The organism is Psychrobacter sp. NPDC078631 (assembly GCF_050268165.1).
Classification (GTDB): domain Bacteria; phylum Pseudomonadota; class Gammaproteobacteria; order Pseudomonadales; family Moraxellaceae; genus Psychrobacter.
On sequence record NZ_JBNNGG010000001.1, the window covers coordinates 775,538 to 788,238 of the forward strand.

9 protein-coding genes are annotated in these 12,701 nt (G+C 43.5%); 5 read left to right on the plus strand and 4 right to left on the minus strand.

What is annotated here, in order from left to right:
- Positions 1-169 precede the first annotated feature (169 nt).
- Positions 170-1,297, plus strand: a complete 1,128-nt coding sequence (locus ACQKCP_RS03120) for a M14 family metallopeptidase (protein ID WP_427611248.1) — start codon at positions 170-172, stop codon at positions 1,295-1,297.
- A gap of 66 nt (positions 1,298-1,363) precedes the next feature.
- Here the strand turns inward: ACQKCP_RS03120 and ACQKCP_RS03125 are convergent, their stop codons facing one another.
- Together ACQKCP_RS03125 and ACQKCP_RS03130 are read right to left on the minus strand one after the other, a co-directional pair.
- Positions 1,364-2,335, minus strand: a complete 972-nt coding sequence (locus ACQKCP_RS03125) for an EamA family transporter (RefSeq protein WP_427611249.1) — start codon at positions 2,333-2,335, stop codon at positions 1,364-1,366.
- A gap of 255 nt (positions 2,336-2,590) precedes the next feature.
- A complete protein-coding gene (locus ACQKCP_RS03130) occupies positions 2,591-3,970 on the minus strand; it encodes a PLP-dependent aminotransferase family protein (protein WP_427611250.1) in 1,380 nt (459 codons plus the stop codon).
- A 265-nt stretch (positions 3,971-4,235) separates the two neighbouring features.
- On the opposite strand from ACQKCP_RS03130, the gene ACQKCP_RS03135 reads away from it, so the two are divergent.
- The gene (locus ACQKCP_RS03135; protein ID WP_427611251.1) at positions 4,236-5,417 is read left to right on the plus strand and encodes an MFS transporter; all 1,182 of its coding nucleotides are present in this window, start codon (positions 4,236-4,238) and stop codon (positions 5,415-5,417) included.
- 259 nt (positions 5,418-5,676) lie between these two features.
- Positions 5,677-6,894: an acetamidase/formamidase family protein gene (locus tag ACQKCP_RS03140; protein ID WP_427611252.1), complete on the plus strand. Its 1,218-nt coding sequence runs from the start codon at positions 5,677-5,679 to the stop codon at positions 6,892-6,894.
- A 132-nt stretch (positions 6,895-7,026) separates the two neighbouring features.
- Here the strand turns inward: ACQKCP_RS03140 and ampC are convergent, their stop codons facing one another.
- Entirely contained in the window at positions 7,027-8,202 is a 1,176-nt protein-coding gene (gene ampC / locus ACQKCP_RS03145; protein ID WP_427611253.1) for a class C beta-lactamase, read from the minus strand.
- Positions 8,203-8,811: 609 nt separating this feature from the next.
- On the opposite strand from ampC, the gene ACQKCP_RS03150 reads away from it, so the two are divergent.
- Positions 8,812-11,169 (plus strand): ATP-binding protein, encoded by a 2,358-nt coding sequence (locus ACQKCP_RS03150; protein WP_427611254.1) that lies wholly within the window; start codon positions 8,812-8,814, stop codon positions 11,167-11,169.
- Positions 11,170-11,202: 33 nt separating this feature from the next.
- Positions 11,203-12,141: a response regulator gene (locus tag ACQKCP_RS03155; protein ID WP_427611255.1), complete on the plus strand. Its 939-nt coding sequence runs from the start codon at positions 11,203-11,205 to the stop codon at positions 12,139-12,141.
- A gap of 372 nt (positions 12,142-12,513) precedes the next feature.
- Here ACQKCP_RS03155 and ACQKCP_RS03160 read toward each other — a convergent pair whose 3' ends face one another.
- Positions 12,514-12,675: a hypothetical protein gene (locus ACQKCP_RS03160; protein WP_427611256.1), complete on the minus strand. Its 162-nt coding sequence runs from the start codon at positions 12,673-12,675 to the stop codon at positions 12,514-12,516.
- Positions 12,676-12,701 lie beyond the last annotated feature (26 nt).

The following is a 12,701-nucleotide window of genomic DNA, read 5'->3' on the forward strand; positions in this document are numbered from 1 at the left end:
TGCCTTGAAAACGAGCTAGTAATGACCAAGTAAATGTACGTCTAGTGCCCCATATAAAGCTAGAGATTATTAAAAACTGGAAATTATTAAAAAGCAGTAGTTAGAACGGTAAGTCGATAACGAACATAATACTTAAAACACAATCATAAAAACCAATTAGGGAATGACTATGCATATCACGGCTAATTTTGATGCAGGTAACATTGACATTATTAATGCAGATGACAAAAAAGACATTCAATTAGCGATTCGTCCAGATGTTGGTGGCGAGTTTTTTCAGTGGTTTAACTTTCGTCTGTCAGGTCAAATAGGGGAGCAGTATGTTCTCAATATTCTGAATGCAGGAGGGGCCTCTTATCTGGAGGGTTGGGATGATTATCAAGCGGTTGCTTCTTATGATCGTCAGCATTGGTTCCGTCTGCCAACGTCTTACAAAGATGGCAAGTTGACCATCGTGGCAGAGTTAGAATGCGAAACCATTCAGATTGCGTATTTTGCGCCTTATAGCTATGAGCGTCATCAAGATTTATTGGCTGCAGTGCAAGTACATCCGCTAGTGACGTTAGAGTATCTAGGCGAAACGCTTGATAAGCGTGACTTGACCCTAGTCAAAATCGGGGATGGTGCTGCTCACAAGCGCAATATATGGATTACTGCCCGTCAGCACCCAGGTGAAACGATGGCTGAATGGCTTATCGAGGGTTTGTTGTATAGCTTGTTAGATAGTGATAATGCGACTGGCAAACAGTTGTTAGACAAGGCCAACTTCTATATTGTCCCTAATATGAACCCTGATGGTAGTGTACGTGGTCACTTGCGTACTAACGCTGCCGGAACCAATCTAAACCGTGAATGGCAAAGTCCAAGCTTAGACAAAAGCCCTGAAGTATTTCATGTGATTAATAAAATGGAAGCAACAGGCGTGGATCTATTTTATGATGTGCATGGTGATGAAGCATTGCCATACGTATTCCTCGCTGGTTCACAAGGGACGCCAAGCTACAGTGACCGTCTTGCTGGACTACGTGATAAGTTTTCAGACGTATTAAAGTTAGCCAGTGCTGATTTTCAGTCTGAGATTGGCTATGAGATCGATGCACCAGGTGCTGCCAATATGACCGTTGCCACCAATTGGGTAGCAGAGCGTTTTGATTGCCTCGCTAATACGTTAGAGATGCCATTTAAAGACAATGATAATCTGCCCGATGAAAAGATGGGTTGGTCACCCGAGCGTTCTATCAAATTAGGCGAAGCATCTCTGGTAGCAATGCTAGCTGTCGTGGATGATTTACGATAACTATAGAAAAAAAGCTGCAGAAAATAAAAAGCTGCTAATGATGGCCGAGTGTTTTAGTGGTCATCGTTAGCAGCTTTTTTTCATTTTCATCTTCACATTCGCTAATAGCAGTCCTGATAAGATCAACATCATGGCCAGCATCTTCCACCACGTCACCACTTCTCCTGTGAGTAGTACTGAGGTCACCATACCGAATACGGGCACCAATAGTGCAAACGGCATAACCTTGGACGCGGTATTTTGACTGAGTAAGTGTGCCCACAGGCCAAAGCCAATTAAGGTTGAGATATAGACGATAAACCCAAGTGAGAGCCAAGACTTGAGTGATGCTTCAGTAAACGTCGCCATCTGCCATGCATTAGTCTCGAAGATAAGAGAAGATACCGTCAACATCACGCAAGCAATGAGACCGCCCCAGACTACCAGTGCTAACGCAGACAAAGCAGATGCTTTATTTTTTCCAGTGCTAGATGTGGCAACAGATACCCTTGCCCCTTGCTGCGTCTCTTGTAGGGCAGCTTTCTCTGACGCTTTTTCTGAGGCCTGTTTTGATGCTTGCTTGGAAGCAATATTACCAAAGCTCCAACCGATGGCCGCAATCAAAATACAGATGAACCCTGCCAAAGGCATATCACCGCCAAGGTTTAACGCAATCACGCTGAGTCCTAGTACACCGACCAACATACCGACGATTTGCATACGGCTGACTGCTTCACCCAATATAAAGTATGCTAGCAATACCGTGATAAAAATCTGAATTTGTAGCAGTAGTGCCGTCAGCCCCGGGGATGAACCCAGATGCATCGCTGTAAAGACAAAAGCATACTGCATGACAAATGTACCGATGGCATAAATAAACAGGGTACGGTTGAATTTAGGCGGCTTTAGAAACAAAACCAGAGGCACAGCAGTAAAGAAAAAACGCAGGGCGGTAAGCATCAATGGTGGAAAGCTCTCAAGACCCCACGCAATAAAAGTAAAATTTACGCCCCAGATAAAGGTAACCAGTACAGCCAATGCAGTATATATAGGGGACATATGAGCTATCCTAGAGAGTTGTTATCCGTTTTGGGGAATGGTTAGATTTAATTGTGTTCAGCTTATGTTTGGCTGATATTTAGGCTTAGAATTATAGTCGAAAGGTCACTATATAATAAGACGGTACTAGCACTATAGTCGATTCAATTTAAAAGTAGTACAAGGCAACCGAGTGTAGATGTACATGTGATACTTCAAGCGAGGTTAACGCTGTCATATTTTTATAGTGGAATGACTATATAAGTCTCTGATTGATCAGTCTAACGATTGAGCCAATACCTCGAAAACTTTTGAATGACTCATCTGTGCCACATTGAACCGCATAAAGTTCTCAGCATTGTCCGATTGGCTAAAAACATTACCCGGTGCCAATACCACACCCTGTGATAAGCAGCGATTAGCCAATTCGGTCGCATTATTATTCTTAGGTAATCGGCACCATAGGAACATACCTGCTTGTGGGAGCAGCCACGGTACGATGCCTAACTTAGCCAATCGTGGTAGCGTATGAGTACGCGCGCTTGCCAGCCGAGTATGGATATCATTCATATGCTTACGGTAGCCGCTATCAGTCAACGCTGAGAACACAACCGCCGCTGCTAACTGACTGCCACCAAAGCCAGTCGCTATCTTTAAATCTACCAAACTCTCGACCCATTCCATAGGCGCTGCAATATAACCACAGCGTAGGGATGCGGATAACGTTTTAGAAAAACTGCCGATATAGAATACTCGTGATAACCCATCCAAAGCCGCCAATCTCGCCGCAGGCTTGACTTCAAAATCTGCAAAAATATCGTCTTCGATAATGTACAAACCAGCAGTCTGGGCCAACCGTAATACACGGTATGCCGTAGCAGGTGATAACGTTGCGCCCGTAGGATTATGAATGGCAGCATTGGTGATGTACAGGCGCGGCTTATGCTCATCTAAAATCGCTGCAAAGGCCTCTACATCTGGCCCATTTGGCGTATAAGGCACGCCAACTACTTTGACCCGATGGGCAAGCAGCTGTGCTCGAAAATTAAAGTAGCAAGGATCATCGACGATGACCGTGTCACCTGGTGTCAGCAAAAATCGAAAAATCAAATCTATCGCCTGAGTGCCCGAATCCGTCAATATGACCTGTGACGGTTCTGCATTGATACTCAATCCTGCCATACGCCGTGTGAGTAATTGACGCAATGCTAACAGCCCTAACGGCGTTGCATACTCACTGATAATGGACGCGTCAGCCTTTGCCACATTTCGCAGACCACGGCGTATACCTGCTTCAAATAGCCAGTCCGCTGGTAACCAGCCGCAGCCTGGCTTTAGTGCGCCATCGGGTGGCTCCAGCGACTGCCGCGATACCCACAATGGATCTACCACTCGATCAATGCTTGGTGCTATATCTGTCAATGATAGCGGCGCTGTCGTCTCTGCCACATAGAATCCTGCACCCGGACGGGAGTAGATGATTCCCTCAGTTTGCAGGCGTTCATAGGCTTCAACCACGGTCGATGGTGAGAATCCATAATCTTTGGCAGCGGCACGGACAGACGGTAGTCGCGACTCTGGCATGTAGATAACGGTTGCTATTTTCTCTTTTACGTCAGCCATGACAACTTCGATGCGTGTTAGCTTCTTATTCATATTTTTTACAATTTTTGGTAAGGCGAATTTTGTGAAGGTTTTATCTTAAGGTTATAGCTAGGACAATATATGGGTAGGATATCCCAACTGTATGGGTTTTATAGACCAAACAGTTCTGTCTAATTGTACTGTATTGTATATAGATAACCTACTGTACTTTTGTTTTAATCATTGGACGTAAACGATGTAGAGGTAGGTGTGATTCTATTGTGAATCACACTAACTTCAGTCAATTCAACGATTATTATTCAAAAAGCAGCGATATATGACCACTAAAAAATATAATAAGTATCTGGCGTTTGCCTTATGTGTGATAACGACAAGCGTCAATATTCAAGGCCCGCTTTATGCCGTTTATGCGCACAATGATGGCTATGGCGTGCTAGCAACTACGATAGCGTTTTCCTTTTATGTATTGGGTGTCATACCTGTATTGTTAGCTTTTGGTGGATTGTCTGATCGCATCGGACGGCGCAAGGTGATTTTAATCTCTCTAGCCCTATCGGTAGCAGCGACGGCTCTTATGTTGTTTTATCCATATACGCGCGCGTTAGCAATAGCGCGATTCGTACTGGGTGTGGGAACGGCTCTGATGGCTGCTACGGCGACGGCCTATATGATTGAGCTGCTCGGCTCAACAGATACGATGCGTGCGACAGCGTGGGTGACGGCCAGTACAACGATAGGTTTTGGTCTTGGCCCTGTATTGACGACGGTTTCTTTGATGTTTTATGAAACTGATCAACCAGCCAGTTTTTTCTTACTGCTAGCGAGCGAGATATTCGCTATGTTTTTGTTATATCAATTACCAGAGACGGCACCTAAACGCACTAATTTTCCCACCTCTATGCTACGGCTACCTTATTTTAATCGTGAGGTCATCTGGTATGGCAGCGGTATCTTGATCTGTTGGGCGACGACCGGATTGGTGTTGTCAGTTATTCCCTCAGTACTGGCCACGCATGGACTGGCTAAATATGCAGGGGTATCCTCTATGTTAGCCATCAGTTGTGGATTGATCGTTCAGCCAATCGCCCGAAAGCTTGACCCTCAAGTTTCAAGCAAGCTAGGTCTTCTGATCTTACTACCAGCTTATGCTTTATTGGCTTGGGGGACGTTGAATGCCAATCTACCAGTCATTCTTTTGGCGGCATTTTTGGCCAGTACTAGTTGCTATGGCTTTGTCTACTTGGGCGGTATGCTAGGAGTCGCAAAATCTGCTGGAAATGAGCAGGCACGTGCAAGTGCAGGCTATTTTCTGATGGCATATATAGGGCTTAGTGTACCCGTCATCTTTACTGGTTTGATTGTGGATCGGTATGGTGCTGCTACTGCATTCTACGCCTTTGGTGTGTTTTCATTAGTTGGTGTGATTGTCTTATTTGCCAGCCAGCCTATGTTGAAAGTTAGGCGTCATTCGAACGCCAATTTGCATAGCGTGACTTAGAATAAAATTGATAATGCAGTTCTCTATCCATTATCTTTTCATTTAATACCTTTTAATTTAATACCTCTGCATGCAATGTCTATGCTCTAAAATAACGCTCTTTTTTTGCTGGGGCACCACGATAAAGCAAACAATTGTATCAATATAGTGCTTTTGCCATTAAGTTTAATAGAAAACACCGTTTTGCCCATGGCATAGAACTTGCCCTTTATACAGGTATGACAATATTGTCATGTTTTAACTAAAGAGGGTATGTTCTATGTTTAAAAAAACCATTCTTTCACTGTTTATTCTAAGCGCGTTTGGTATATCAGTATCCCAAGCAGAAGACTTTACGGTTCTTAAGCAAATAGCAGATAAACCTACTCAGTTGAGTAGTGGTGAATACAAAGGCAATTACTACGTACCTTCTACTTTGGACACCATAACATGGGGATATTTGCCCAACAGAGACGCAAGCCCCGTTATGTCTGTTGCCTCTGGTAGTGTGGTGACTTTTGATACCGTCTCACACGAAGGTTTGCTCGAAGATCAGGGCCGTGATGCAGCAAAATACTTTAAGTCAAAAGGGGTCAAAGACGACTTTATTTTAGATGAAGCAAAAACAATAACAAAATCAAAATTAAAACATGACTTTGATAAAGATGGTCCACATATCGTGACAGGCCCTATCGAAATCAAAGGGGCACAACCAGGCGATATCCTAAAAGTAGAAGTCATCAACGTTGAACCGCGCGTGCCGTATGGTGTCATCTCTAACCGCCATGGCAAAGGCGCATTGGCAGGCGAGTTTCCCAAAAAAGCAAAACAAGACAATGCGTCTGCCGCTCACCCTGAGCGCTACGGCAATGTCTCCGTATTTACGCCTATCGAAAAAAATGCCAAAGGTGAATACGAAGGTATCCTAAAAACAGATTCTGGTAAGTCTATACGTTTTCCACTTAGTCCCTTTATGGGTCTAATGGGTGTCGCAGCAAACACCTCAGAGCGAGTACATTCAGTTCCACCTGCTATGTATGGCGGCAATATTGATATCAACGAATTGGGTGCAGGGGCAACGGTTTATTATCCGGTACAAGTGGCAGGTGCACTGTTTTATACAGGTGACAGTCACTTTGCCCAAGGCGATGGCGAGGTTGCATTGACTGCCCTTGAAGCATCTGCTCGGGCCACTTTTAAGTTTACACTGCTAAAAGCAGGTAAGGATAAGATTCCGGGTAAAGAAATTGTGCAACCTTTGGCAGAGAATGCTGAATTTTGGATCACGCCAGGGCTAGATGAAGATTTGGATGAGGCGATGAAGAAGTCTACTCGTGAAGCGATTCGTTTCTTAAATCAAGAGTATGGTATTGATGAGGCAATCGCTTATGCTTACCTAAGTGCAGCGACAGATTTTGAAGTATCGCAAGTCGTGGATAAGACCAAAGGTATTCACGCCAAAATTCGTAAAGCAGATTTCAAAGAGTTTGAAAAATAGTAAGAACTAACACTTTCAATTTTAGAAAAAAAGTCCTTTATACTGATATAAAGGACTTTTTTACATTCATTATATTGGTTTAAAAAAGGTGAATATCACTAGAGTCACAGCAACGTTCTGTTTTCTTCTACTTCAATTAGCCATCGCACTTTGCAGGATGGTGTAAGCCGCTTTGACCCTCTCTGCGTTGGGGTAGTTCTTATTTGCCAAAATGACAATGCCAGATTTTTTTGCGGGAATATAAGCGATATATCCACCGAATCCATTGGTAGCGCCTGTCTTGTTCACCCATACATCGTTTAAAACAGGTGTCGGCTGATTGTTTGCTGTAATAGGCTGTGGCTTGAGCACCACATCCGTTGAATTACCTTCAAGCAATGTGTCTAGCTGAGTGGGGAATGGATACATCTCCCACGCCAATCCCTGTGTAACAGTGCTCGCTTGATAGTATCCCTTTCTAGTGTTTTGCAATGACTGTTGAATATCTTTATCCAAAGGAATTAACCCCATATTAGCCGCCATGTAATGGGTCATATCCGCGCTGGTTGATTTAATACCATAAGCTTCGGCGTCCAAAATCCCAGGGTTAACTCTTATCGGCTCTCCAGCAGCGTTATAACCAAACGCATAATCGCCCATTTTGTCATTAGGAACATTGACAAAGGTACTAGGCATATTGAGTAAGGGCAGTATTTTATCTTCCATCACCTGTGTGTAATCCGCGCCCATACTCAAGGCTGATATATGGCCGAACAGTCCTATACTGGCGTTAGAGTATAGACGTTTTGAGTTGATAGGGAAGGCAGGTTGCCACGACTTATAGTAGCGGAACAATTCCTTATTGTTTTTGACATCGTTAGGTACTTGAAGTGGTAGACCACCAGCCGAATAGGTGGCTAGGTTGATAAGCTTGGTGTTACCAATGGCGCTGTCTTGTAGATAAGGAATGTATTTATCAGCGGTATCCTCCAAGTCGAGTGTGCCATTGAGTTCGGAGTAACTGGCCAAAGTCGCGGCAAAGGTCTTACTGATAGAGCCCAACTCAAAGATAGTGTTTTCTGAAACAGCCTTACCAGATTGCTTGTCAGCCAAACCATAGTTATAAAAAGATGACTTTCCATCGACAATAATGCCAAACGCCATACCTGGAATATCATGTGCTTTCATTAGCGACTTGGCTTGTGCATCTACTGTGCTTTTTAGATGACTGTCGCTGTCGGCTGCTTGCACTTGTCCAGATATCAATGAGGCGGCAATGACAGCAGTCAGACCAACTCGGCTAAAAAGTGTTTGCACTGATTTTTTCATGATTATATTACTTGTCCGTTTTGTTAGAAGTAGCGGAGGTCTATTCCTTTAGCGAGTCTGCAAATAGGTTACTGACATTCCAGAATGTCATTTCGTGTTTTCCTATTTTATTTCTACAGAACCTCCGTATTTTTACAGAATACCAATATTCCGGCAAGATGAAATTGGTTTGTTGAATATAGATTAAAGGCTAATTCATACCTCTACTATGAATGTTTAAACGTATTTATCTCTCATTTATTGAGGAATTGTCGTGTGCACGACAAACTTCTAAGCGCTGTTATGAAATTATAGTCTACAGGCAAGGGATGTCGTCAATGATAAACCTTAACTTATCACTAAATGAATTAATCAGGGATGAATGATGAATAGTAATCAAAATGCTTATGGTATTGTCTACGCTGTTTTTTTGTTTGACGGCAATTTGGCGCATTTTTTTTGTTATGTTTAAAATGAGGACAAACCCTAAAAACACGACTTTTGTCATTATCTTGTCATAACCGCATCGTATCCTTGAGCTCACTATGAATGGTGGCTGCGTATGGCTGATGTCTTGACTTATTGTATGAGTCATTGATAACAGTAGGCGCATCAATACAAGGTTTGTTTATGAGTGTGGCTAATCGGCTTGGTAGTATTTCTACGCGCATGCTGATTATTTTGGCATTGGCTTTTTCATTGATTATTCTGATGGTGTACTGGGTTATTGAAACCCAAGCGAAGCCGCGCCTACTAGAGATGACTTCAGAAACAGTGGTTGAAACAGGTAATGAAGCAATCAATAGCATTATGGCGAGTATCAGCCATGTCGATGGATTGGCAAAGGCGACCAGTACGATGGCTGGTGGCTTGCCAAAAGAAGACGTTCTTTATAAAGAAACCTTTGGCAATCTCATGCAGCAGACGGACCTGCGAATCGTGGGCGGAGGTGTATGGTTTGACCCCAATATGTATGAGCAAGGTCGAGAGCGTCAGTCGTTTGTGTGGGCGCGTGATGAGGCAGGCAACATGCAACCATCAGAACGCTATAATCAAGTGAGCCAAACGCCCAATCCCTATTATCGAGATTGGTGGTACATTCCAGCGATGTATGCGCGTCATGACCACTGTGTCTGGAGCCGTGCGTATGTGGATCCCGTGAGCAATCAGCCGATGATGACTTGTGCAAAGTCATTGTATGACAGTCGTAACCAAGCTTTTGATGGCGTGGTGAGTTTTAATTTGTTATTGGATAATCTCGATGATGCCATGAAAAAATGGCAAGATAAGGTAGGTGGCTATGTATTCTTGGTAGACTTGGACAATCGGTTTTTGACCTTTCCTGATCAGTCGATGGTCACTCAAGTGACGGAAGATAATCCTCAGGGCGAAATGGTAACCGCACATCAATTGGCCAAGAAAAACCCTAGCTTTGAACCTATTGCTGATCGCCTAGATAGTATCAATCGCACACTGATCGATGAAGCGACTGCCAAAAATGAAGGCCGTTTCACGCTCGCCGCCCGTAGTATTTTGAGCACGACCAATTTGGACAAAATCAGCGAACAAGAATCCCAATTACTCTCCGCATTATTGCTATTGAACATCGATCAGACGTTTAACTTAGTCGGCAGTCATTTGGTCGATACCATCGCTGTGCCCAATGATTTTGTGTTGCAGCAGTCTGCCACCGCTTTTGTGTTTCGTATGCCATTTACGTATTGGAAGATGGTCATCGTTAAGCCTGATAATGACATGATGAGCGTGGCAAATGCACTGTCAAACCAGCTGATTCAAGCCATGCTATTGGGGTTTATTCCGATTTTATTACTGACTGCATGGGTGTTTCGTCGCTACTTTACGCGTCCATTAAAGCACATGGCAATGGCCGTGGCTGATATGGGCACATTGATTGAGCAAAAACAATATCAAAAATTAAGCGTGCATAAATTGCCACACTCAAATGTCAGTGAAATCCAAGTCATCAGCGAGCAGACCAATCAACTGATTGATCGTGTCGTCGAAAACGAAGGCGCGCTTGCTGAAATAAATGTCCATCTAGAGAGCCAAGTGACCGCCCGTACGAAAGATTTGCAGCAAGCCATGGACGAATTAAAAGCCTCACAAGTGCACCTAGTACGCTCCGAAAAAATGGCCACACTCGGTCAGATGGTGGCAGGCGTGGCGCACGAGGTCAATACGCCTCTTGGCTATGTGCGTAGCAATATGGAGCTGGTCGGTGATAACCTCATGCGTTTTGATGAGCTGATACAGCATACCGATCAATTATTGCATGCGTTAAAAGAACCAGAGGCTGCCCAAGCACAAGTGACTCAATTGATAGAGGAGACCTTGCAGTGTTGCGAGGCAATTAAAGAAGATGAAGTCAGTGAGGATTTGACAGATTTGATCAAAGACGGCCTGTATGGCGTCGATCAGATTGCGGAGTTGGTCGTGAGTTTGCGTGATTTCTCTCGAATTGACGAATCCAAGGTAAAAGAGGTCGATATCAATGACTGTATCAACACGTCTTTGGTGATGGCACGTAATAATCTAAAAACTCTAGATGTCAGCACCAGTCTGGCTGAGCTACCATTGATTCAATGCAATCCTTCGCAAATCAACCAAGTATTACTCAATCTATTTAATAATGCCGCCCAAGCCATGCCAATGGATCATAAAGGGACATTACAGATCCTCTCGTCTGTTGATGAGTCGCGACAATACGTGGCAATCAGCATTACAGATAATGGTGTTGGTATTAAAGAGAGTATTTCAACGCAGATCTTTGAGCCTTTTTTTACCACCAAAAAAGCCGGTGATGGCACAGGATTAGGATTGGCTATCACAGCACAAATTATCGAACAACATAGCGGTCGCATCGAGGTCAGCTCAATCGTTGGCACTGGAACGACGTTTACCATCCTGCTGCCGATACAGTCTATCGCTCATAAAGCCAAACCTTCGCAGGCCTTATTTGAAAGTTGAGAGACTTCCAACTACTTATTTAAAGAGAGCCTCATGCAAAAACCAAAAATTGCCTTTATCGATGATGAACCACGCATTTTACGCAGTTTAAAAATGCACTTTCGACAGTCACACGATGTGTTTACCACCACCGATGCCATTGAGCTGATGGAATATATCAGCGCGAATGAGGTACAAGTGGTTGTCAGTGATCAACGCATGCCAGATAAGCAAGGTACAGAAGTGTTGCGTGATATCAAGGCGGCATCCCCGAATACTATTCGTATCTTATTGACGGGGTATGCAGATCTGAATGCGGTGATTGATTCTGTGAATGAAGGCGAGATTTATCGCTATATCACAAAGCCTTGGCAAAATGATGAACTCAAAAAAACCGTTAATAAAGCCACAGAGATTGCTCAGAAAACCCAAGAAATCACCCAAAATGCCACTGAAAATCATGACATTCAAAACCGTATTCATGCCAGAATTGATAGCAAGCGTAGTATATTGGTGTTAGATGATGATGAGAGTGTCTATCAGCAAATAAAAAGTCATTTTAAGAGTGCTTATACCGTGAGCTGGGCAAGCAATATTGAGCAGGCTGCAAGCTTATTACAAAAAAAACGCTTTGGCGTCACTATTACGGATTCGACGCTCAATAAAGAAAATATCACTCCCATTGTTTATGCGCTAAAAAATATTCAGCCTGATCTGATGGTACTCATGTTGACCGAGTTCAAAGATGCACATATGGTGATTGATTTGATTAATAAAGGTCAGGTATATCGCTGCCTACCACGACCGACCAATTTTTCTATGATGAGTATCAGTCTTGATCGTGCGTTTGATCATCACGAAAGATTGGTACAGCAGCCGATATTGGCAGCTCGCCATCATGTTGAAGCAGTGCCAGAATCAGAGACGTTGAACTTTTCTGACAAGATAAACCGTTTTTTTGCCAAATTTAGAGGTTGGCGCATTGGAAGGTGACGTCAATCCAACATAAAAGTGATACATGCGATGATCATCTTGCTACTGGTTATAAGTTTTCTCATTGGCTGCACAACATTTACCCCAGTAGAACCGTATGCACTTTAGGAGTAATCGACTGTATTGTGTCTAAGGTCGAACGCTATTCAAGCCAAAACATTTTGCACGCAGTCGATTAAATACTCTTTTACGGCGTTGAACAGTGGGTCAATCCATCGTCGTTCAGGACAGGTCAAATATAGTGGATAGGGGGCAACTTGCCAACCCCCTAGTTTAATTTCAATGTGCCGTCCTTCTTTTATATCAGAACTAATGTCCAAACGAGATTCTAGTGCAACACCATGTCTCATTATTGTCCAACGCCTGACCACGTCACCATCTTTTGCCCGATACAGCGGCGCTCGTTTGTTTGCCCAAGCCTTCAAACGTCCATTGACTAAAATATTTGTCATTGTGTCCCAGACACAGACAATTATGTTCAGCCAATGCTGATGGTGTCTTAGGTTCACCAAACTTCTCTAAGTACATAGGCATTGTCTAAGATGCCCAGTGCATCCTTA

Excerpts from the sequence above, each read along its gene's own strand:
- ACQKCP_RS03120 (WP_427611248.1), top strand. The coding sequence starts at position 170 with ATGCATATCACGGCTAATTTTGATGCAGGTAACATTGACATTATTAAT.
- ACQKCP_RS03125 (WP_427611249.1), bottom strand. The coding sequence starts at position 2,335 with ATGTCCCCTATATATACTGCATTGGCTGTACTGGTTACCTTTATCTGG.
- ACQKCP_RS03130 (WP_427611250.1), bottom strand. The coding sequence starts at position 3,970 with ATGAATAAGAAGCTAACACGCATCGAAGTTGTCATGGCTGACGTAAAA.
- ACQKCP_RS03135 (WP_427611251.1), top strand. The coding sequence starts at position 4,236 with ATGACCACTAAAAAATATAATAAGTATCTGGCGTTTGCCTTATGTGTG.
- ACQKCP_RS03140 (WP_427611252.1), top strand. The coding sequence starts at position 5,677 with ATGTTTAAAAAAACCATTCTTTCACTGTTTATTCTAAGCGCGTTTGGT.
- ampC (WP_427611253.1), bottom strand. The coding sequence starts at position 8,202 with ATGAAAAAATCAGTGCAAACACTTTTTAGCCGAGTTGGTCTGACTGCT.
- ACQKCP_RS03150 (WP_427611254.1), top strand. The coding sequence starts at position 8,812 with ATGAGTGTGGCTAATCGGCTTGGTAGTATTTCTACGCGCATGCTGATT.
- ACQKCP_RS03155 (WP_427611255.1), top strand. The coding sequence starts at position 11,203 with ATGCAAAAACCAAAAATTGCCTTTATCGATGATGAACCACGCATTTTA.
- ACQKCP_RS03160 (WP_427611256.1), bottom strand. The coding sequence starts at position 12,675 with ATGCCTATGTACTTAGAGAAGTTTGGTGAACCTAAGACACCATCAGCA.